Raw genomic sequence first — 20,351 nt, forward strand, 5'->3', positions numbered from 1 at the left:
CATTCCGTCATACCGGCTTGTAGGCGTGGTAGCGATGCGGTTTTCGCTGCGGCGTTCGAGGCTTGGAGCGGCCAGCGACAAACTTCTGAAGGTTGGCGGCAATCTCGTGAATGAGGGGCTTCAATCGCCGCGTCGTCGCACCGGCGGCGAGCAACCAACGGCCGATCTGGCGCTTGATCTTGTCGATCGCCAAGGTACGGTTGATCTTCCATGGCGAATCGGCGTCCAGATGCGCGTCGGTGGCGACGTAGGCAGCCAGGGCATTGAGGTTGTCGAAGACAGCCTTGGCACCGAAGTCCTGATTGGCCGCTTGCCAGGACAAGCCGGAGGTATGTTCGAGCCCCAAGCGATGCTTGAGCCGGCGAAATGCTTCTTCGATCCGCCAACGGCCGTAGTACAAGGCGCCAAAGACGGCCGCCGGGAACGCGACGGCGTCGAGCAGCGAAGTCATCACCACATGTTGCCGCCCGTTCGGCGTAACCACCCGCACCAGGCGAACCGTTGTCGGCGTCGCCGGGCACTCGTAGTCCTGCGCATCGCGTGCGTTCGGCGCACGCAGGATCACCAGCTGCTCGCTCTGCCCCGAGCGCATGAACTCGCGTACCACCCTGAATCCACGGGACATGTCACAGCGAATACAGAAAGGGATCCCGCGTGCGGTCAACGCTGCCGCCAGCCAGCGGCAAGGAAAGCCGCGGTCAAGCACCAGCAGGTCGTCGACCTGCAGCCGCTCGATCACCTCGAAGAGCATCTGGCGCTCGTCACACGCGCCATGCTGCAACGCGAAGTGAAGGAACATCTCAATTCCCGGCAAGTACAGGCCAAACGCCACGCCCGTGACGATCGAACGTACACCTTCTTTCATCGTCGTCAGCCGGACCGCCGCGGTATCGCTAGCCACTATCCGCAGGCCCTGCCATCGCGGCACCGGCAGATGCTCCTCGACCAGGTCCATCAACTTTCGATTGACGTCACCGAACACCAAAGCACTAATCTTGTAGCGCGCCTTGCAGAAAGCCTGGGCGCTCACCAAGCGCACCGCGTCCGCACGATTTCTCAGGTTGGCAAAGAACTGGTCCAGTTCAGCCTGGACCGCACCTTGTACGCCGGACAGCAAGAACGTCAGGACGGTTGGGAAGCTGAGCGTGCGGTCGCGGGTGAAATACTTCGGCTTGAGACGGGCGCCTTCCAATAACTCCTGTGAAAACAGATAGTTGGCAAGCCCGTTAATTACTTTCGCATATGAAGGGCGTCATGCAATTCCCCTTTATAAACAATACGTTACAGCTCAATTATGCAATGAAAATGAACGCCATTCAAGCCACGATCGCCGCTATGCATTTATGCTAAGTTGAGAGGATTGGTGAACTGCCCGCCGGCGTCGTGGAGATCGGGCTACCGGGCGGAACCGATGACCCGGCCAAACTGCAGAAGCTGTTTCATGAGCAGGGTTGGGACAAAATACTGGAAAAAGCCTACGGCTCTCAGGGGTTGGTGTGGCTGGAGCCGTACATCCAGCCGCCGGTATATATAATCACCAAGAATCCGATCAATTCCATCGCCGATTTCAAAGGTCTCAAAATCCGTGCGCCGGGTGCGTATGGAAAGTTCCTGCGTAATCTGGGCGCGTCCCCGGTATCGCTGGCGTGGAACGAGATCTATACGAGCATGGCAACCGGTGTCATCGACGGTTCTATCGGCAGCAATATGATTGACCACCGTGATGGCAACCATGTGGAAGTGGCCAAGTACATGTACCGTTTGCCGCTGGCAGGCGCACAGGTGCTGCCGATCATTGTGAACCGCGCGGCATGGAAAAAACTGCCGGAAGATTTACAGGCGGTCGTGCGCAAGGCCACAGTCATACATGCCGAAGAGCAGCTTGCAATGTCCAAGAAGTGGGAGTCCGAAGCGCTTGCCGAAATGCAAAAAAAGGGTCTTTTGTGGAGCCCGGAACCGTCCGCGGCAGATCGCAAGGCCTGGGCGGATGCCAGCGCCAGTTTACGGGAAGAATATGCGGCCCAGGACAAATACAGCAAGCAGCTGATTGATATACTGAAAAATCAAAAGTGAGCTCTTGATCTCTCGGGTTTAACGGTCATGAGCTGTCGAGACACCCCAGATCATGAAAGCCATGACCGTCCCCCTCGACTTGCAGTGCGTATTCCGGTATTCCGGCTTGCACGCCGGAATCGTACGACGGGCAGCGAGCCTGCTCCCTGAATTCCCCGTCTCACCCCCGGCTTTTCTCCCGCGGGGGAAGAAGGGGGTAGTTGTTGTGAACTCTCCATTGGGTCTCTGAGCAGCGTCAGACAGCAGAATCTATGATCTCTCGATAATGCTTGTGCGCTCTTTTCGACTTTTAACCTCTGGCATTGCAGGTGTCTGAATGACTTTAACTGCTTTGAAATGGATATGCCGCGCCATAGATCTTGTTGTCATGCTCATGGGTAAGGCAGCCTCCTACCTGATGCCCGTGCTGGCATTTGTGGTCGCGTATGAAGTTTTCTCGCGCTACGTTCTCAACAGCCCTACCGTCTGGGCCTTTGATCTGTCACTGTTCATGTTTGGCTATGTTGCCGCACTCGGCGGTGCCTATGCGCAGCAGAAAAAGGCGCATATCAATGTAGACATCTTGTATTTTAACGTCTCCAAAAAGACCCGCTGCGTTTTCGATTTGATCTCTTACTCATTAGGCATATTCTTTCTGTGGATCGTTTTGGATATGAGTATCGGAAAATTGCTGGAGGCGATTGAGTTTGATTATCGACGGGAGAGCGAGTGGGCGCCGCCCATGTACCATTTCTGGATTATGTCGATAATCGCGTGTGGACTATTCATCGCCCAGTTGGGTCGGGATATGCTGACCGCCATCTACTACCTATTCACAGGCAAGGATCTCCTTGCGCAGGGGGATTCTGATGGGAATTGAAGCGCTTACTGGTGTATTGCTTCTTTGTGTACTGACCTTTTTCGCCCTTGGTGCGCCGGTTGCACTGGCACTCGGCGGTATTGCCATGTCGATTGGATATATGGTGTGGGGCGACGGTATTTTCAATGTTATACCTACGACGCTCGAGGCAACCTACTTCAGTTTTGTGCTGCTGGCGATCCCGCTCTATATCTATATGGGGCAATTGCTCACCAAGTCCGGAATCGGTGACGCGATGTTCAACGCCACTCAGATGGTCATCGGAAGAGTGCGCGGTTCGCTGGCGATCAGTGTGATCGGCGTCTGCTCGATGATCGGCGCGATGGTGGGTATCATCGGTGCCGGAATCATGACCTCCGGCAGTATTGCGCTGAAACCGATGCTGGACCGCGGATACAACCGGCAGCTGGCTCTCGGTGTGATCATGGCGGGTGGTGCGCTGGGGATTCTGATTCCACCCAGTATCCCGATGATCATGTTTGCCGCCACGACCCAGAACTCGGTTGGCAGGATGTTCCTGGGGGCAATGATGCCTGCCCTTTTGACCATAGTCATGTTGATTGTCTATGTGGTGATCAGTTGCCGACTGGATCCGAACAGGGCGCCACTGGACCAAGAGCAGGCGCATGTCCCGGAATTGAGCGCCAAAGAAAAATTCAGGATTGCGCGTGACGGATTCTTTGCAGTTCTATTGATCGTCGCGGTGCTCGGCAGCATTATTTCGGGGATCGCAACGCCGACTGAATCGGGAGCCATCGGCGTGGTCGGTGCGATCCTGCTGGCTATTGTGTTCAAGCGCTTCAAGCTTGACATGTTCCGCGCGGCCGGGATGCAGACCGCGACTCTGGTCAGCGTTGCGATGTGGATCATCTTTGGTGCATCGGTCTTCAGCAATTTCCATCTGCTGATGGGCGTGCAGGGGATGGTGGCCGATTTTACTGGCAGCCTCGATCTGCCTCCGTTAGCGATTATCATCATGTTTCAGATAATCATGCTGCTGCTCGGCTTCATCATCGATGAGTTCATTATCGTGCTGATGTGCGCACCCCTGTTTACACCGATAGTCGTCTCCATGGGGTATGACCCGATCTGGTTCGGGGTGCTGATGATCATCAATATTCTGGTCGCAGTGCAGACACCCCCTTACGGATTTGCGCTCTTCTATCTGAAGGGGATAGCGCCGCCGGACGTCAGCATGGCGGATATTTACCGGTCGGTCACGCCGTTTATCATGGTCAACCTGGTGGTTCTCGTGCTCTGCATGATTTTCCCGCAGATCATTCTCTGGCTGCCCAATCTGGTGATGGGCTGACCAAGGTAAGTCGCTGGCCTCGGCCGGGGTGGTCCTTATCTGGCTCCATGTCGTTGCGTATGGAAGGGATCCCGGTGAGGCGATACAGGTGCCGAACCGTCCCCGCACGCCGTTTCGAGCCGGCCCCGGGCAGCCCACCCTGCCACGGCGACGCGGTGGCCGCCATCCTGACGCTCTTCGCGGCATCACGCTGCTGCCCCTCGAATGGGTGGTCGGAGGGCGTGCCGAACCCATGCGTAGCGGCGGCTAGCCGCAATGGGCACTGCTGATCACCGGCGGTTCTTGGCCCGCCGTCGCCTGGCGGGAGCGCGTCAGATTGCGCTCGATGATCGCTGCCAGCGTCGCCGCGGCCGGCGCGATACGTTCCACCGGGACGGCGGCAAAACCCAGGTTCAGTCCCGGTTGGCGTCGTTCCTGGTCGAGGTAATACATCGACAGCGGGCGGCAGATGATGCCTTCGGCCAGGGCCTCGGCGGCGACCCTTTCGTCGTCCACCGGTTGGCAGAAGCGATAGAGCAATTGCAGGCCACCATGACCTCCCGACGGTGCAACGGCGCCGCCGAGGCGGGCGCTCATCGTTTCCTTCAAGGCGTCGCGCCGCTCGGCGTAGATGCCGCGCATGCGCTTGATGTGCGAGGTGAAGTAGCCTTCGTCGATGAATTCGGCAAGGGCCGCCTGCTCCGGCAGCCGTCCGCCACGATGAAGCTCAGAATTACCGGTGACGAAGGCGTCGATCAGTCCCTCGGGAACGACCAGGTAGGCGAGGCGCATGCCGGGGAACATCACCTTGCTCAGCGTTCCCAGATAGATCACCCGCTGCTTGTCGGAAAGCCCGAACAGGGAAGCGAGCGGTCGTTCGTGGTAGCGAAGTTCGTTGTCGTAATCGTCCTCGATGAGCCACGAGTCGGCAATGTCGGCACGTTCCAGCAGTTGCAGGCGGCGCTCGAGAGAGAGCACGGTACCGGTGGGATACTGGCTCGACGGCGAGGTGAAGATCAGGCGCGGCGGCAGTGACCAATCCTCGATCGTCGGAGCAATGCCTTTCTCGTCGACCGCGATCGGCGTCACCTGCAGGCCGGCGGCGGCAAGGACGTTGCGCGCTCCCCAGTAACCGGGATCCTCGATCCATGCCCGCTCGCCGTGGTCGGCGAGCATGCGCGCACAGAGGTCGATCGCCTGGTGGGAACCATTGACGATCACCACCTGCTTCGGATCGACGTGCATCATGCGTGTTACGCGCAGGTAGTTGGCCAGGGCCACTCTCAGCGGGCCGTAGGCGGTGTGCGAGTAATTGAGCAGGTGCGACTGCTCGACGCGCAGGTACTTGGCGAGCAGGCGGCGCCAGATGCTGAACGGAAATAGGTCGACGTCCGGAATTCCCGGCATGAAGGCACCGCGCTGGACGATGCTGCTGGTGACGCTGGCGGCAACCGCCTTGCCTCGGCGCGACAGCGTGTGCCGACCGGTGTCCAGCGGACGCTTCTGGGCCGGCGCTTTCAGTCCGCTGGAGACGGCCTCGGAGACGTAGGTGCCGTCACCGATGCGGCCTTCGAGATAGCCTTCCACGAGCAGTTGTTCGTAGGCCCGCACGACCGTATTGCGGCCCATGCCGAGTTCCTGGGCCAGGATTCTGGTCGACGGCAGCTTGGTGCCGGGAGACAGGCTGCGGTCCATGATCGCGTTCCGTAGCGCGAGGTACACGCGCACGCGCAGCTTTACGGTCGGCGCCTGACGGTCGACGTACTGCAACAGCAGTTCTGCGATCAAGCCTTGTTCCATGGGTCTCCCGGGCGGGAATTGGTTTTCTGAATGACGGGGAAAAGCGCCGGATATTATGACCAATTAGCAGCTTGTCATCAACTGCGCGTTGGCCCGTGTGGCGGCGCGGGCTCGTCGCCATATGATCTGGCGCCGGCGGCGAGCTTCGCCTTGTGGCCGAGGGGTGGCCAGCGCACGGCGGTAGCGACGCGAAGTATTCTCGATCATGAAATCCGGCGTCTGTCCGGAGCAGTGCTTGACTCGGTAGCACTCGGCATTCGACAATGCCAGAGTTGCTCGCCGCCGCTACCGGACAGCGAAGAACCGAACAGTGGACGCAGCGGGCGAGGGCGGGTCGCCAGACGGCCTTCTCGATACAGGGCAGCACTTCCTGCGCAACGGCACTCGTGTCACCAGGACGACCTCGGGTCAGCGGGTGGCTGAATTTTTCTGTGCCGATGTCGGGTCGCAACGATCGACGTCGGCATGGACCAGTAGCGCGACATCGCGTGATGTCGCGATATTTTTTTGGGGGTAAAAATGCAAATCAACGGTAGTGTGTTTGTGGTAACGGGAGCAGGTTCGGGACTTGGCGCGGAAACGGCCAGCAACTTGGTCAGTGCTGGCGGCAAAGTGGTGATCGTCGACATCGACGCCGCTGCCGGCGAGGCGCAGGCGGCGCAGCTGGGCGCCAGCGCGCGCTTCGTGAAGACCGACGTGACCGATGAGGCGAGCGCAACTGCCGCCATCGAAACCGCGGTCAAGGAATTCGGCGGGCTGCATGGCCTGGTTAACTGTGCCGGCGTTGCCCCCCCCAAGAAAGTACTTGGCCGCAACGGCCCGCATGATCTGGCGACCTTCGCGCGCGTGGTGAGCATCAATCTGGTCGGCACTTTCAACATGATTCGCCTGGCGGCCGATGCGATGAGCAAGAACGAGCCGAACGACAAGGGCGAGCGCGGCGTGATCGTCAATACCGCTTCGGTTGCCGCTTTCGATGGCCAGATCGGTCAGGCCGCCTATGCCTCTTCGAAGGCCGCGGTGGCTGGCTTGACGCTGCCGGTGGCGCGTGAACTGGCCGCGCACGGCATCCGGGTGATGTGCATCGCTCCAGGCATTTTCGAGACGCCGATGCTCAAGGGTCTGCCGCAAGCCGCTCAGGACTCCCTGGGCCAGATGGTTCCGTTCCCCTCGCGCCTCGGCAAGCCGGCCGAATACGCCGCTCTCGTTCAGCACATCTGCGAGAACTCGTACCTGAATGGCGAAGTGATCCGCATAGACGGTTCCATCCGCATGGCTCCGAAGTAATTACGGCCAGACGCGAACTTCGAGCGGTCGATGCCGCCAATCCCTATTGCATGAAAGGAGTGTTACATGAGTGAATCAGTTGTCATCGTGGGCGCCAAGCGTACCCCGGTCGGTTCTTTCCAGGGCCAGTTTTCGTCAGTCAGTGCGCCGGAACTCGGCGCCGTGGCGATCAAGGCCGCCGTCGCGCAGTCGGGCGTCAAGGTCGAGGATATCGACGAAGCGCTGATGGGCTGCTGCCTGATGGCCGGTGTGCGGCAGGCGCCGGCGCGCCAGGCCGTTCTCGGCGCCGGTCTCCCGACGTCGGTACCGTGCACCACGCTGACCAAGATGTGCAGCTCGGCGCAAAAAACGGTCATGATCGCGCACGACGAACTGCTTGCCGGCTCGGTCAATATCGCCATTGCCGGCGGTATGGAGTCGATGACCAACGCACCGCACGTCCTGACCACCGCTCGTTCGGGCTACCGGCTGGGCAACGGTGTGCTGCACGACCACATGTTCCTCGACGGTCTCGAGGATGCGTACGAGAAGGGCAAGCCGATGGGCGTGTTTGCCGAACTGTGCGTCGACAAGTACGCGTTCACGCGTGAAGAGATGGACGCCTTTGCCGTCGAATCGGTGACCCTGGCGCAGAATGCCGTCACCAGCGGCGTCTTCAAGGACGAAATCGCGCCGGTTACGGTCAGCACCCGCAAGGGTGACACCGTGGTTGAACTCGACGAAACCCCGATGAAGTGCGATGCATCGAAGATCTCGAAGCTGAAGCCGGTGTTCAAAAAGGACGGGGCCGTCACGCCAGCCAACTCGTCGTCGATTTCCGACGGCGCAGCCGCGTTCGTGATGATGCGTGAATCGGATGCCAAGGCCGCCGGCATCACGCCGCTGGCACGTATCGTCGGCCATTCGACCTTTGCGCACGAGCCGTCATGGTTCACCACGGCGCCGGTGTTTGCGTTCCAGAACCTGCTCAAGAAAGTTGGCTGGCAGACCGAGGACGTTGACCTCTGGGAGATCAACGAAGCCTTCGCGGCGGTGACCATGGCGTCGATGCGCGACCTGAAGCTGCCGCGCAACAAGGTCAATGTCAATGGCGGCGCCTGCGCCCTCGGCCATCCGATCGGGGCGACCGGTTCGCGCATCCTGGTGACCTTGCTCTACGCGCTCAAGGCGCGTGGCCTCAAGCGCGGTATCGCCGGTCTTTGTGCCGGTGGTGGTGAAGCAACAGCGATTGCCATCGAAGTTCTCTGATCGAGTCGCCAACGAGAATTCCCACCCCGCTCAGGTCAGCTTGCGGGGTGGGCGAGGAGTGAAGCAGATGTTGATTGACAAGAAACACATCGGCATGAAAGTGCCGCCACACTCGGTTACTCCGACGGCGTGGCAACTGAAGTGGTTCGCCAAGGCGACGGGAGAGACAAACCCGATCTACTTCGATGAGGCGGCTGCCGCGAAGGCAGGACTGCCCGGCGTTCTGGTGCCGCCGACCTTCTTCTTCTGCATGGACATGGACAAGGATGAGCCCTTCGACTACATCGCTGCCATGGGCTGTGACTTCGGGAAGATGTTGCACGGCGAACAGATTTTCACGTACCACAAGCCGGTCTATGCCGGCGATACGCTGGATTTTGACGGACAGGTGACCGATATCTACGACAAGAAGAACGGCGCTCTGCAGTTCATTGTCAAGGATGTCAAGGTCAGCCGGCAGGGCGAAGCGGTGTGCGATCTGCGCACCGTGATCGTCATCAGGGCATAGGGGAAAGGCGATGACAATACCGAATTTTGAGGCAATCAACGTGGGTGACGAGATTCCTTCGTTCACGACGGAGCCGGTGTCGCGTCTTACTCTGGCGCTGTACGCGACCGGCTCGGGCGATCACCATCCACTGCACCTCGACCAGGACTATGTCCGCTCGAAGGGGATGAAGGATGTCTTCGCGCATGGCATGCTGGGTATGGCCTACCTCGGCCGCCTGTTGACGCAATGGGTGCCGCAGGAGGCGATCCGCAGCTTCGGGGTACGCTTCACGGCGATCACCTGGGTCGGCGAAAGCATGGTCTGTACGGGAAAAGTGGTCGAGAAACTGGAGCAGAACGGCGAGAAATGTGTGCGTCTCGAGTTGACCTGCGCCAACGAGCAGGGCGAGGCCAAGCACAAGGCAGATGCGGTGGTGGCGCTGGCGTGACAACGCAAGTTGCCAGTACGACTGCATGATCGCGGCCGTCTTCGGACGGCCGCTGTTTAGTTGTAGAGCACCTTGTCTACCGATGGGCATCTGCCTGGCGTTTCGGTAGGCGTGTCCGACACACTGGAAGGAGATCAAACGAGTGGAAAGTAATAATCCGAATGAGCAACTAGGCGGCGTCGTCAACGCTTGGGCTGATATGCAGAAGCGCATGTGGAGCGACTGGTCCGGGCTGCTGCAGAATCTCCCAGGCAGCAACCAGGGTCCCGTCGAAGCCGCAAAAAAAGGCGTCGAAGCGGCGAGCAAGGGTACCAATGATGCAGCGCGCGTGTTGATGGATCGCATGACCAGCAGCCAGGCGTCAATGAACCGGGTCATGGATTTCTTTTTCCGGTCGATGAAAATCGTCGCGCCGAACCTCGAGGCGAGCAAGGACTGGCGTCCCGACCTCAAGGGCTTTGCCGAAAACTGGGCCAAGGAATCGACCGCCATGCTGCAGCGCAGCATGGGTATGGGTTCGCACCTCGGCGATCTCGGCCAGACGATGAGCAAGGACTTGCCGGGCGCCATGGGTCCCTGGATGACCTTCCTGATGCAGGCTGCCTCGACCGGTCACGTTGGCGAGGCGATGCTCGGTGGCACCGCCGGAATCAATCGCCTGCTGTCGATGGAAGGCGAGGCTAGCGCGCTCGGAGGTCTCGGAGAAATTCCGCTCTTCGGTGCATCGCGTGAGAAGAACGCCAAGCTGTTGCGCATGGTCGACGCCGGCGTTGACCTGCGCAAGACCAGTCTCGCGTTTCACCAGGCCTTCGCCGAGGCACTGGCCAAGGCCGTCGAGGCAACCGTGGACGAACTGGGCAAGCTGGCCGCCAAGGGTGAGAAGATCACCGCTGTTCGCGACCTCATGCGCCTCTGGTATCGCACTGCCGACAAATCGCTGCTGGTGACCTTCAACAAGCAGGAATTCCTCGACACGCAGAACGAGTTCACCAAGGCCCAGCAGCGCTTCACGCTCACCCAGCGTGCCGTCGTCGAGGACCTCCTGACGAAGTTCGACATCCCGACGCGTACCGAGATCGACCAGGCCTACCAGGTGATCCACGATCTCAAGAGAGAAGTGCGTGCTCTCAAGAAGGCCTTGCTTCCTGCGTCCGCCGCAGCACCCAAGCCTGCCGCCCGTACCACGGCGGCGCGTCGTGCCAAGAGCGAGTAAGCAGAGCGCCCGCATCTTGTTGATTCGGCTGACAAGCTAATAGACCTTTAGGAGGAAGCTATCCCTATGTTTTCATTCCCCATTCAGATTCTTCCCGCCGACGTCGCGGCTGAATCCGCAGCCCTGAACGCCAAGCTCACCAAAGGCGTGAGCAACCTCACCAACCTCACCGACGACGACATCGATATCGGCAGCACGCCGAAGGACATCGTCTTCGAGCAGGACGGAATCGAGGTGTACCACTACCACGCGCTGGTCGAGCAGGCGAAGGTCATGAAGACGCCGCTGCTCATCGTGCCGCCGCTGATCAACGGCTACGAAGTGGCCGACCTGCAACCCGATCGTTCTCTGGTGCGCAATCTGTTGAACGAAGGTATCGACGTCTACCTGAACAACTGGGGCTACCCGCGTCCGGTGGACAAGTACCGCAACATGGACGATTACATCAACGGCTACCTCGACGAAACCGTTGATTTCGTTCGCCAGCACCATGGTGTCGACAAAATCGCCCTGCTCGGAATCTGCCAGGGTGGCGCCATGTCGACCACCTACGCGACCCTGAATCCGGACAAGATCAGCCATCTGGTCCTGACCGTGACGCCGATCGACTTCGACGCCTACAAGGCGAATCACAAGCCGCACGAAGGCCTGATGTTTACCATGGGCGGTGAAGCGGACGTCGAGCAGCTGGTTGCCGTGCACGGCAACGTGCCCGCGACGGTGCTCAACGAGTCGTTCATGATGGCTTCGCCGTTCATCCTGAACTTTGGCAAGTATGCCGACGTGATCGATATCCTCGACGATCGTCAGGCGCTGCAGAATTTCCTGCGCATGGAAAAATGGCTGTTTGGTGGCCCGGACGCCGGTGGTCAGATGTTCAAGGAATTCGTCCGCGACTTCCTCAAGGGCAACAAACTGGTCAAGGGTACGCTCGAAGTCGGCGGTCGCAAGGTCGATCTCAAGAACCTGACGATTCCGATCCTCAACGTCTTCGCCGAGAAAGACCATATCGTGCCGCCTCCGTGCACGGTCGCCCTCGGCAAGCACGTGGGCAGCAAGGATTACACCGAAGTCCCGATCGCCACCGGCCACATCGGCATCTATACCGGTGGCCTGGCACAGAAGGTGCTGGCGCCGACGGTTGGCAAGTGGTTGCGCGACCACAGCGCCTGAGTCGCGTAGCCGTTCGCGTCGGCAACGGCGTGGCGTAGTCCGACTGGCCGCCAGGCGAGTCGGAGCAGTCTGCAGAAGGAGGAGCGCGGCTTGCCGCGCTCCTCCCACCACTTCCCCCAGCTTCCCTCGCCTGTCCGCACAGCGCTACCGTCCGCTGTCTGCGTCCCTATGCACGGCCTTGTCCGGGTTTCGCCAATCAGCGCCCGAAGTTCGCGTCTGCGGCGCCGGTCATCGGCACGAAGCGGACCGGCAGAACGGCCTCGCGCTGCAATTCGGCGCCGCGTTTCTTCAGCAGGTAGAGCATCTGATCGTTGCGCTCGCCGACCGGGATGATCATCCGCCCACCGTCGCGCAGCTGGTCGATCAGCGGCTGCGGCACATGATCGGGCGCGCAGGTGACGATGATCGCGTCGAAAGGCGCCGCTTCCGGCCAGCCCTTGTAGCCGTCCCCGTGGCGCAGCCTGACGTCGTCGTAACCGAGGCGGGCAAGGTCACCCTGCGCGCGGCGGGCCAGCGGTTCGACGATCTCGATGCTGTAGACCTCGTTCACCAGTGCCGACAGGATGGCCGCCTGATAACCCGAGCCGGTGCCGATTTCCAGGACCCGGTCGGTGTTTTTCGGCTGCAGCTTTTCGGTCATGAAGGCAACCACGTAGGGTTGCGAGATCGTCTGCGCGTAGCCGATCGGCAACGGTCGGTCGTCGTAGGCGTAGGGCTGCACTTCGGCAGGGACGAACTCGTGGCGCGGTACCGTGGCCATCGCCCTGAGCACGGCCGGATCGCTTATCCCCCGCCAGGGCGAGGCCAGTTGCTGCTCGACCATGCGCGTGCGCGCCGCGGCGTAATCAAGCTCAGTGGCTGCCACCGCGCCTCCCAACGGCGCCCACAGCCCGACCAGCAAGGACAGGAAACGGCACACACGCTGCTGCCGCGAGCGATGCGCCGGCCCGCATCCTGCCGGGCGAGACTGAAGGGGGTTTGCAGCGGGGCGAGGGTATGCTGGCATCGAGGCCTCCCGGTGCTGAGGGTGGCAGGACGGGGCGCTCAGCACCAGCGTTGCCGAGAAGCGCACCGCGCCCAATTAGGGTAGTCACCGACAGCTCCAGAGCTTCACTGGCCATACGCTGGCCACAGGTGGCATGAGAGAACGCCCAGCGGTGATCGCCTGAGCTAGGCAAGTCGCGTTCGCCGCAACGCCTGAAGTATAGGTTCTTCGTCCTTGGGGTGCCATCGGTCGATGACCGGGAGAGCACTGCGCGGGGCCGCCGTAGCGCTCATGTTCGCGAGCGGGGCGCGCTTCCCTGACGGGGGTGCTGATCCGTTGACAGGGTGATGTCGGCCGGGTTGCTCATCGCGTCGCCCTCGGTGGCGACGACGGCGGGTAGTCCGTAGCGGTGGCGAGCGCGGGCGCACTGCAGGTCGCCTGCCCGAACTTCGCGGCACGGCGAGGGGCGTTGAGCATAGACGGTGCAGACCACAGCGCTGCCGATATCTCCGGCCAGCGCGTGACAGCGCGGCGAGGGATCGTTGCTGCCAGCCATGCACGCGTACCACGGTCCAATCTGCTCGACGAGAGCCGTGGGCAGGCCGAAAGAGTCGGCCTCGGCCCAATAGAACGAGACGCGAAAAGCGGCGCAGCAGGCGCCGCAGCGGCGGCAGTCGTAGTCACCGGCGTCGCTCGTGGCCGCCGCGTGTGGATCATGATCGAGTTCCTGAAACACTGGCTTGCCGGTGGACCCGTCGCTGGAGGCGTGCATCAGGGGCACGGTATTTGCGGTATTCACGGCACGGGCTCGAGTCGCGCAATGACGCCTTTCGGACTGTCGGTGAGCAGATAGACGAAGCCGTCCGGTCCGTTGCGCACGTCGCGAATGCGTCCGATCGCGCCTTCCAGCAGACGCTCTTCGTGGACCACGCGCGCACCGTCGAGCTCCAACCTTACCAGCATCTGGTCGCGCAGGGCGCCGACGAAGAGGTTGCCGCGCCAGGCCGGAAAGCGATCGCCAGTGTAGAAAGCCATTCCTGACGGCGCGATCGACGGCGTCCATTGGTACAGCGGCTGCGCCATGCCGGGCTTTGCCGTTCCCTCGCCGATCGCCGTTCCGGTGCCGTAGTTGCGGCCGAAGGTGATTACCGGCCAGCCGTAATTGATTCCCGCGCGGATGATGTTGATCTCGTCACCGCCCTGCGGTCCATGTTCGTGGGTCCACAGCTCGCCGCTTTGCGGATGTAGCGCAGCACCCTGCAGGTTGCGATTGCCGAGGGTGAACTTCTCTGGACGAGCGCCGGGATGATCACGGAAGGGATTGTCGGCCGGGACGCGGCCGTCGTCGTGCAGGCGGATCACCGACCCGGCATGATCGTCCAGGCGCTGCGCCCGCTGCTGCTCGCCGCGATCGCCGAGGGTGATGTACAGGTAGCCCTGGCGATCAAAGACCAGCCGCGAGCCGAAGTGTTGTCCGCGCGTCGACTTTGGCAGCATCCGGAACAGGACCTGCACGTCGACCAGCGTCCTGCCCTTGAGCCTGCCCCGGAGAACCTCGGTTCCGTAGCCGCCGGGTCCGCTGGCCACGTAGGATAGGTAGATCCAGCCGTTGTCGCGATAGTCGGGATGCAGCGCGACGTCGAGCAGCCCGCCCTGGCCGACGGCGGCGATCGGCGGCAAGCCGTGCAGCGGATCCGGATCGACCCGGCCGTCAGCGCCCACCAGTCGCAACCGCCCGGGACGTTCGCTGACCAGCATCCGCCCGTCGGGCAGAAACGCCAGGCCCCAGGGGTGTTCGAGACCTTCGCTGACGATCGTTACGCGAAAGCGCTGCTGCTCGCTGGCGAACAGCAGCGCCACCGCGCTTGTCGAGTACAGCGCGCAACAAAGGGCGAGCACGGACGATAGTGCAGGCGGATTGTGCGAGCGGAGGAAAAGGCTGTTCAGCATCGCGATTCCTTGAAAAAGACACGCGGCGAAAAATCGACGCGAGCAAGCTTGGCAGTATCGGGCCACCGTGGCGCACATTCAACGCGGATGGAAAGCGCGGTAGACTTGGCGGCCCGATCCATCCACTACAGGTGCCCCCATGCATACCCATCCGTCCGACCTATTGTCCCTGGCAGCGCCTGCTGGCGGTCTGATTCTGACTCCCTGCCCGGGGAGCAAGGAGCTGGATACCGAGAACGCGCTCAAGCAACTCAAGGCCGCCGGCGCCAGCGCCGTGATCACCTTGATGCCGGAGGCCGAAATGGCGAGCAACGCGGTGACCGATCTGCCGACGCTCTGCGCGCAAAACGGGCTGCAATGGTTTCACCTGCCAATCGAGGACGATCACGCGCCGGCAGAGGATTTTGCGGCCTCCTGGCAGGCGCAGCGGGTGGCGGTGCATCGTCTGCTCGACGCTGGCAAGCGGATCGCCGTGCATTGCAAGGGCGGTTCGGGCCGGACGGGCCTGATGGCGGCGCAGATCCTCGTCGAACGCGGTTACACCAAAGAGGACGCTCTGGCAGCAGTCAAGGCGTTGCGTCCCAAGGCACTCAGCCTGGCTGCGCATCAGGATTACCTGGCACGACTTCCTGTCGCTGCTTAAGCCAGGGCGTCAGGGCCAGGGCAGCGGCAGCAGGTGGGGCCGGGGGGTGGGCACCCCCCGCTCCGGTGGGCCGCCGCACCGCTTCTACGGGGCGCCGATCATGCGCTTGTAGAGCGCTGAAACCTCGCCGACGATGCCGCGACGGAAGGCCAGTACGCAGACCACGAAGATCACCCCCATGATGACCGTGACCAGCGAGCCGACCTTGTCGGCCAACTCGTTCTGCAGAGTCACGATCACGCTTGATCCCACCACCGGCCCGAGTACCGTGCCCATGCCGCCCAGTATGGTCATCAGCACCACCTCGCCCGAGCCATGCCAGTGGGCGTCGGTGAGCGTGGCAAACTTGAATACCAGCATCTTGGTGGCGCCGGCCAGTCCGGACAGCCCGGCGGAAAGCACGAAGGCGAGCAGCTTGTACTTCGCCACGTCGTAGCCGAGCGATATCGCGCGCGGCTCATTCTCGCGGATGGCGGTCAGGACATGCCCGAAGGGCGAATGGATGGTGCGGTAGATCAGCCAGAAGGCGAAGACGAAGATCGCCAGTACGAAGTAATAGAGGTTGAGGTCGTCGGACAGGCTGATCAGCCCGAGGATCGTTCCCCTGGGGATTCCCTGGAGACCGTCCTCGCCGCCGGTAAACGGCGCCTGCAGGAAGATGAAATAGACCATTTGCGCCAGCGCCAGGGTCACCATGGCGAAATAGATGCCCGTGCGGCGGATGGCCAGGCTGCCGACCGCCCAGCCGAGGAGCGCCGACGCGGCGGTGCCGGCCAGCAGGCCCAGTTCGGTCGGGAATCCCCAGCCCTTGATGGCGTAGCCGGCGACGTAGGCGGCCGTCCCGAAGAACGCCGCATGACCGAAGGAAAGCAGGCCGGTATAGCCGAGCAGCAGGTTGAAGGCGCAGGCGAAGAGGGCGAAACACAGGATCTTCATCACCAGCACCGGGTAGACGAAGAAAGGCAAGGCGATCCCCACGGCCAGGAGCGCCAGGTAGGCGAAGGCGTTTCTGCTCATTTCTCTTTTCCGAACAATCCGGCCGGCCGTACCATCAGGACGATCGCCATGATGACGAAGACCACCGTGTTCGACGCCGCCGGGTAGAGCAGATTGGTTATCCCCTCGATTACCCCGAGGCCCAGGCCGGTGAGGATGGACCCCAGGATAGAGCCCATGCCACCGATCACCACCACCGCGAAGACGGTAATGATCAGGTGCGATCCCATCAAGGGGCTGACCTGGATGACCGGTGCCGCCAGCACGCCGGCAAAGCCGGCCAGGGCGGCGCCGAAGCCGTAGGTCAGCATGACCATCATTGGCACGTTGATGCCGAAGGCCTGGGTCAGTTGCGGATTCTCGGTGGCCGCACGCAGATAGGCTCCCAGGCGCGTTTTCTCGATTCCGAACCAGGTGGCGAAGCAAACCACGAGCGAGGCGACAATTACCCAGCCGCGATAGTAGGGCAGGAACATGAAGCCCAGGTTGAAGCCCCCCGACAGTTGCGCGGGTATCGAGTATGGTTGTCCGGAGACGCCATAGGCGTTGGTAAAGAAGCCCTCGATGACCAGCGCCAGGCCGAAGGTCAGCAGCAGTCCGTAAAGATGATCGAGCTTGTACAGCCAGCGCAGCATGCCGCGCTCGACGATGATACCGAACACGCCGACCGCCAGCGGTGCCAGGAGTAGCGTCGGCCAGTAGCCGATGCCGAGGTACTCGAGCCCCATCCAGGCCAGGAAGGCACCCATCATGTACAGGGCGCCGTGGGCGAAGTTGATGATGTTCAGCATGCCGAAGATCACCGCCAGGCCGAGGCTGAGCACGGCATAGAACGAGCCATTGACCAGACCCAGCATCAGCTGGGCCATCAACGCTTGCACGGGGATACCGAAGATTTCGCTCATCGCTTGTCGTCACGTCGGCACGGAGTAATTCTCCGCGCCGACGATCCCGATTACTTCTTCACCAGCGGGCACTTGGAGACCGACAGAGGCTGGAATGCCTCGTCGCCCGGGACGACGCTCTTGATGTCGTAATAGTCCCAGGGATATTTCGACTCGGACGGCTTCTTCACCTGCATCAGATACATGTCGTGGATCATGCGGCCGTCGACGCGGATCTTGCCGTTCTTGGCGAAGAAGTCGTTGATCGGCATGGCTTTCATTTTCGCCATCACCGCCTCCGCGTCGTCCGTACCGGCCGCTTGCACCGCCTTCAGGTAGGTGGTGACCGCCGAGTAGTCGCCGGCCTGCACCATCGTCGGGTTGCGCTTCGTCTTCTCGAAATAGCGCTTGCTGAACTTGCGCGTGTCTTCGTCCCTGTCCCAGTAGAAGCCGGCAGTCAGCAGCATGCCCTGCGTCGTTTGCAGGCCGAGGGCGTGGATGTCGGTGATGAACATCAGGAGGCCGGCAAGCTGCTGATTCTTCGTGATGCCGAATTCGCTGGCCGCCTTGATCGCATTGATGGTGTCGCCGCCGGCGTTGGCCAGGCCAATGATCTTGGCTTTCGAGGCCTGAGCCTGCAGCAGGTAGGAAGAGAAATCCGAGGCATTGAGCGGATGTCGCACCGAGCCCAGCACCTTGCCGCCGTTGGCCTTGATGACGTCTGTCGTATCCTTTTCGAGCGATTGACCGAAGGCATAATCGGCGGTGAGGAAGAACCAGGTGTCGCCACCGTTCTTGACGATCGCCTTGCCGGCGACATTGGCCAGAGAATAGGTGTCATAGGCGTAATGCACCGTGTTCGGCGTGCAGTCCTGGTCGGTCAGGCGCGTCGAAGCCGAGCCGACGAACATCACGATGCGCTTCTTTTCCTGCGTGACCTTGGCGACGGCCAGGGCGACCCCCGAGTTGAGCACGTCGGTGACCATGTCCACGCCCTCGGTGTCGTACCACTCGCGCACCTTGTTGGACCCGACGTCAGCCTTGTTCTGGTGGTCGGCATAGACCATCTCGATCTTGAACTTCGGCTTGTACTGCGCCTTGTAGTCGTCGATTGCCATCTGCACGGCGGTCACCGCGCCCTGTCCGCCGAGATCGGAATAAACGCCCGACATGTCGGTGAGCACGCCGATCTTGACCGTGTTGTCCGAGAGCTTCATGGTGCCGGGGCTGGTTTGTGCCGCGGCAATGTTGGCGGCCGGGATCAGCATCAGGGCGAGCGCGAGCTTACGCAGTTCGTATCTCATATTGTTGTCTCCTCTGGTTATTGTTGCGCCGGATGGCGAATCCGACAGGTGGAACCCTTCAAACGCCAAGATACTCCTGTAACAGTTCCTGCTTGGTCTCGATCTCGTCCTGCGCAATTTCGGCAGCAATCTGGCCGTGTTCGACGATGTACATGCGATCCGCCAGAGGCGCCGCGAAATGGAAGTTCTGTTCGACCAGAATGATCGTGAACCCCTTGCTCTTCAGGTCGCCAATCACTGCAGCGAGCTGCTGCACGATCACCGGCGCGAGCCCTTCGGAAACCTCGTCGAGCAGCAACAACTGTGCACCGCTCCAGAGTATGCGCGCCATGGCCAGCATCTGCTGTTCTCCACCGGACAGGCGCGTCCCCGGACTGTGGCGACGCTCGGCAAGATTCGGGAACATTCGGTAGATTTCTTCCAGGCTCATTCCCCGGTTGCCAATACGCGGTGGAAGAAGCAGGTTCTCCTCGCAACTCAGGCTTGCGTAGATGCCGCGCTCTTCCGGGCAATAGCCGACGCCAAGCTGCGCGATGCGATGCGTCGTCATGGCTATGGTCTCGCGGCCATTGAGCATGATCGATCCCGTTCTTTTTCCGGTAAGGCCGAGGATGGCGCGCAGTGTGCTCGTACGGCCGGCGCCGTTCCGGCCGAGCAGCGATACGCACTCGCCGCGATTCACCCGCAGATCCATTCCATGCAGGATGTGCGATTCGCCGTAGAAAGCATGCAAGTCGCGAATGCGCAGATATTCGACGGCCGCACTCACGCGCCGATCCCCTCGGGCTCGCGTTGGGCCGTGCCCATGTAGGCCTCGATCACCTGTGGATTGCTGGCCACCTCGGCGTACGGGCCTTCCGCCAACACCGCGCCGTGCGCCAGCACGGTGATCGTGTCCGAGATGCCGGCAACGACCTTCATATTGTGTTCGACCATCAGGATGGTGCGGTCGGCCGACACCTTCTTGATGAGTTGCATCACGCGGTCGACGTCTTCATGCCCCATTCCCTGGGTCGGCTCGTCGAGCAGAATCAGCTCGGGTTCAAGCGCCAGCGTCGTGGCGATTTCCAGCGCGCGTTTGTGACCATAGGGCAACTCGACGGCAAGCATCCGGCTGTAGGAATCGAGGCCGACGTCGGCAAGTAGCTCGACAGCGCGGTCGTCGAGCCGGCTCAGGGCCTTGTCCGAGCGCCAGAAATGGAAAGAAGATCCGAGCTTTCTCTGCAGGGCGATGCGGACGTTCTCGAGCACTGTCAGATGCGGGAAGACTGCCGAAATCTGGAAAGAACGAACAATGCCGCGTCGCGCGATCCTTGCCGGCTCGTCGCGGGTGATGTCGATATCGTTGAAACGGATGCTGCCACGGGTGGGTTGAAGAAACTTGGTGAGCAGGTTGAAGCAGGTGGTCTTGCCGGCGCCGTTGGGACCGATCATGGCGTGGATGTGCCCACGCCTGATCTTCAGACTGACGCCATCGACAGCGACAAATCCCTTGAATTCCTTGACCAGATCATTCGTTTGGAGAATGTAATCGTTCATGATCTTGGATTGCGCAAGTTCTCGATCGACGTCTCCATGCCCGTGGTGTGGGCGCATCGTGCGTTGAGCCTCTCGGGTGATTATCGGACAGGCTATTGCTTTAGGCAAGAAATTGCGTGCCGCAAGAAGTGCTGCTCCAAGAGCCGGATTCGAGCGCGCCGCTTGCAG

At 61.3% G+C, this 20,351-nt stretch carries 19 protein-coding genes and 1 pseudogene; 10 read left to right on the top strand and 10 right to left on the bottom strand.

What is annotated here, in order from left to right; genetic code table 11:
- Positions 1–7: 7 nt before the first annotated feature.
- A complete protein-coding gene (locus tag QZ613_RS03900; protein WP_366144427.1) occupies positions 8–1,231 on the bottom strand; it encodes an IS4 family transposase in 1,224 nt (407 codons plus the stop codon).
- A gap of 131 nt (positions 1,232–1,362) precedes the next feature.
- Here QZ613_RS03900 and dctP point away from each other — a divergent pair.
- From dctP to QZ613_RS03915, 3 genes and pseudogenes are all read left to right on the top strand, one after another.
- A pseudogene (dctP, locus tag QZ613_RS03905) lies at positions 1,363–2,073 on the top strand (TRAP transporter substrate-binding protein DctP); the annotation flags it as partial.
- 316 nt (positions 2,074–2,389) lie between these two features.
- Positions 2,390–2,932 carry a TRAP transporter small permease subunit gene (locus QZ613_RS03910; protein WP_042336724.1) on the top strand — a complete coding sequence of 181 codons (543 nt, stop codon included), beginning with the start codon at positions 2,390–2,392 and terminating at the stop codon, positions 2,930–2,932.
- Positions 2,922–4,244 (top strand): TRAP transporter large permease subunit, encoded by a 1,323-nt coding sequence (locus QZ613_RS03915; protein WP_291981578.1) that lies wholly within the window; start codon positions 2,922–2,924, stop codon positions 4,242–4,244. Before QZ613_RS03910 ends, QZ613_RS03915 begins: the two co-directional genes overlap by 11 nt.
- Positions 4,245–4,490: 246 nt before the next feature.
- Here QZ613_RS03915 and QZ613_RS03920 read toward each other — a convergent pair whose 3' ends face one another.
- Positions 4,491–6,023, bottom strand: a complete 1,533-nt coding sequence (locus tag QZ613_RS03920) for a PLP-dependent aminotransferase family protein (RefSeq protein WP_291981580.1) — start codon at positions 6,021–6,023, stop codon at positions 4,491–4,493.
- 519 nt (positions 6,024–6,542) lie between these two features.
- Here QZ613_RS03920 and QZ613_RS03925 point away from each other — a divergent pair.
- From QZ613_RS03925 to phaC, 6 genes are all read left to right on the top strand, one after another.
- Complete coding sequence (locus QZ613_RS03925) at positions 6,543–7,310, top strand: 3-hydroxyacyl-CoA dehydrogenase (protein WP_042332477.1); 768 nt, start codon at positions 6,543–6,545, stop codon at positions 7,308–7,310.
- A 66-nt stretch (positions 7,311–7,376) separates the two neighbouring features.
- Positions 7,377–8,558, top strand: coding sequence for an acetyl-CoA C-acyltransferase (locus QZ613_RS03930; RefSeq protein WP_043563469.1), 1,182 nt, complete (start codon positions 7,377–7,379; stop codon positions 8,556–8,558).
- Between the two features lie 67 nt (positions 8,559–8,625).
- Positions 8,626–9,066, top strand: a complete 441-nt coding sequence (locus tag QZ613_RS03935; RefSeq protein ID WP_043563467.1) for a MaoC family dehydratase N-terminal domain-containing protein — start codon at positions 8,626–8,628, stop codon at positions 9,064–9,066.
- A gap of 10 nt (positions 9,067–9,076) precedes the next feature.
- Positions 9,077–9,496 carry a MaoC family dehydratase gene (locus QZ613_RS03940; protein ID WP_043563464.1) on the top strand — a complete coding sequence of 140 codons (420 nt, stop codon included), beginning with the start codon at positions 9,077–9,079 and terminating at the stop codon, positions 9,494–9,496.
- Between the two features lie 142 nt (positions 9,497–9,638).
- Entirely contained in the window at positions 9,639–10,709 is a 1,071-nt protein-coding gene (locus tag QZ613_RS03945) for a poly(R)-hydroxyalkanoic acid synthase subunit PhaE (RefSeq protein ID WP_291863024.1), read from the top strand.
- A gap of 66 nt (positions 10,710–10,775) precedes the next feature.
- Positions 10,776–11,882 carry a class III poly(R)-hydroxyalkanoic acid synthase subunit PhaC gene (gene phaC, locus QZ613_RS03950; RefSeq protein WP_043563457.1) on the top strand — a complete coding sequence of 369 codons (1,107 nt, stop codon included), beginning with the start codon at positions 10,776–10,778 and terminating at the stop codon, positions 11,880–11,882.
- A gap of 196 nt (positions 11,883–12,078) precedes the next feature.
- Here phaC and QZ613_RS03955 read toward each other — a convergent pair whose 3' ends face one another.
- The 3 genes from QZ613_RS03955 to QZ613_RS03965 all read right to left on the bottom strand — a co-directional run bounded on the left by QZ613_RS03955 (position 12,079) and on the right by QZ613_RS03965 (position 14,817).
- Positions 12,079–12,747 carry a protein-L-isoaspartate(D-aspartate) O-methyltransferase gene (locus QZ613_RS03955; protein ID WP_291981582.1) on the bottom strand — a complete coding sequence of 223 codons (669 nt, stop codon included), beginning with the start codon at positions 12,745–12,747 and terminating at the stop codon, positions 12,079–12,081.
- A gap of 409 nt (positions 12,748–13,156) precedes the next feature.
- A complete protein-coding gene (locus QZ613_RS03960; protein ID WP_291863046.1) occupies positions 13,157–13,603 on the bottom strand; it encodes a YkgJ family cysteine cluster protein in 447 nt (148 codons plus the stop codon).
- Positions 13,604–13,662: 59 nt separating this feature from the next.
- Positions 13,663–14,817, bottom strand: coding sequence for a PQQ-dependent sugar dehydrogenase (locus tag QZ613_RS03965; RefSeq protein ID WP_291863028.1), 1,155 nt, complete (start codon positions 14,815–14,817; stop codon positions 13,663–13,665).
- Positions 14,818–14,956: 139 nt separating this feature from the next.
- Here QZ613_RS03965 and QZ613_RS03970 point away from each other — a divergent pair, with 139 nt between their 5' ends.
- The gene (locus tag QZ613_RS03970; RefSeq protein ID WP_043563453.1) at positions 14,957–15,460 is read left to right on the top strand and encodes a dual specificity protein phosphatase family protein; all 504 of its coding nucleotides are present in this window, start codon (positions 14,957–14,959) and stop codon (positions 15,458–15,460) included.
- A gap of 84 nt (positions 15,461–15,544) precedes the next feature.
- On the opposite strand, the gene QZ613_RS03975 is transcribed toward QZ613_RS03970, so the two are convergent.
- The 5 genes from QZ613_RS03975 to QZ613_RS03995 all read right to left on the bottom strand — a co-directional run bounded on the left by QZ613_RS03975 (position 15,545) and on the right by QZ613_RS03995 (position 20,183).
- Positions 15,545–16,477: a branched-chain amino acid ABC transporter permease gene (locus QZ613_RS03975; RefSeq protein WP_043563452.1), complete on the bottom strand. Its 933-nt coding sequence runs from the start codon at positions 16,475–16,477 to the stop codon at positions 15,545–15,547.
- A complete protein-coding gene (locus QZ613_RS03980) occupies positions 16,474–17,361 on the bottom strand; it encodes a branched-chain amino acid ABC transporter permease (RefSeq protein WP_043563451.1) in 888 nt (295 codons plus the stop codon). The genes QZ613_RS03975 and QZ613_RS03980 overlap by 4 nt, the downstream gene beginning before the upstream one ends.
- 50 nt (positions 17,362–17,411) lie before the next feature.
- Complete coding sequence (locus QZ613_RS03985) at positions 17,412–18,608, bottom strand: ABC transporter substrate-binding protein (protein ID WP_291981706.1); 1,197 nt, start codon at positions 18,606–18,608, stop codon at positions 17,412–17,414.
- A 94-nt stretch (positions 18,609–18,702) separates the two neighbouring features.
- Positions 18,703–19,413 carry an ABC transporter ATP-binding protein gene (locus QZ613_RS03990; RefSeq protein WP_043563447.1) on the bottom strand — a complete coding sequence of 237 codons (711 nt, stop codon included), beginning with the start codon at positions 19,411–19,413 and terminating at the stop codon, positions 18,703–18,705.
- Complete coding sequence (locus QZ613_RS03995) at positions 19,410–20,183, bottom strand: ABC transporter ATP-binding protein (protein WP_043563445.1); 774 nt, start codon at positions 20,181–20,183, stop codon at positions 19,410–19,412. The genes QZ613_RS03990 and QZ613_RS03995 overlap by 4 nt, the downstream gene beginning before the upstream one ends.
- Positions 20,184–20,351: the final 168 nt, after the last annotated feature.

It is taken from the genome of Candidatus Accumulibacter sp. ACC005, assembly GCF_907163215.1.
GTDB classification, from domain to species: Bacteria; Pseudomonadota; Gammaproteobacteria; order Burkholderiales; family Rhodocyclaceae; genus Accumulibacter; species Accumulibacter regalis.

Excerpts from the sequence above, each read along its gene's own strand:
- QZ613_RS03975 (WP_043563452.1), bottom strand. The coding sequence starts at position 16,477 with ATGAGCAGAAACGCCTTCGCCTACCTGGCGCTCCTGGCCGTGGGGATC.
- QZ613_RS03930 (WP_043563469.1), top strand. The coding sequence starts at position 7,377 with ATGAGTGAATCAGTTGTCATCGTGGGCGCCAAGCGTACCCCGGTCGGT.
- QZ613_RS03995 (WP_043563445.1), bottom strand. The coding sequence starts at position 20,183 with ATGAACGATTACATTCTCCAAACGAATGATCTGGTCAAGGAATTCAAG.
- phaC (WP_043563457.1), top strand. The coding sequence starts at position 10,776 with ATGTTTTCATTCCCCATTCAGATTCTTCCCGCCGACGTCGCGGCTGAA.
- QZ613_RS03940 (WP_043563464.1), top strand. The coding sequence starts at position 9,077 with ATGACAATACCGAATTTTGAGGCAATCAACGTGGGTGACGAGATTCCT.
- QZ613_RS03985 (WP_291981706.1), bottom strand. The coding sequence starts at position 18,608 with ATGCTGATCCCGGCCGCCAACATTGCCGCGGCACAAACCAGCCCCGGC.
- QZ613_RS03935 (WP_043563467.1), top strand. The coding sequence starts at position 8,626 with ATGTTGATTGACAAGAAACACATCGGCATGAAAGTGCCGCCACACTCG.
- QZ613_RS03925 (WP_042332477.1), top strand. The coding sequence starts at position 6,543 with ATGCAAATCAACGGTAGTGTGTTTGTGGTAACGGGAGCAGGTTCGGGA.
- QZ613_RS03915 (WP_291981578.1), top strand. The coding sequence starts at position 2,922 with ATGGGAATTGAAGCGCTTACTGGTGTATTGCTTCTTTGTGTACTGACC.
- QZ613_RS03920 (WP_291981580.1), bottom strand. The coding sequence starts at position 6,023 with ATGGAACAAGGCTTGATCGCAGAACTGCTGTTGCAGTACGTCGACCGT.
- QZ613_RS03910 (WP_042336724.1), top strand. The coding sequence starts at position 2,390 with ATGACTTTAACTGCTTTGAAATGGATATGCCGCGCCATAGATCTTGTT.
- QZ613_RS03965 (WP_291863028.1), bottom strand. The coding sequence starts at position 14,817 with ATGCTGAACAGCCTTTTCCTCCGCTCGCACAATCCGCCTGCACTATCG.
- QZ613_RS03980 (WP_043563451.1), bottom strand. The coding sequence starts at position 17,361 with ATGAGCGAAATCTTCGGTATCCCCGTGCAAGCGTTGATGGCCCAGCTG.
- QZ613_RS03970 (WP_043563453.1), top strand. The coding sequence starts at position 14,957 with ATGCATACCCATCCGTCCGACCTATTGTCCCTGGCAGCGCCTGCTGGC.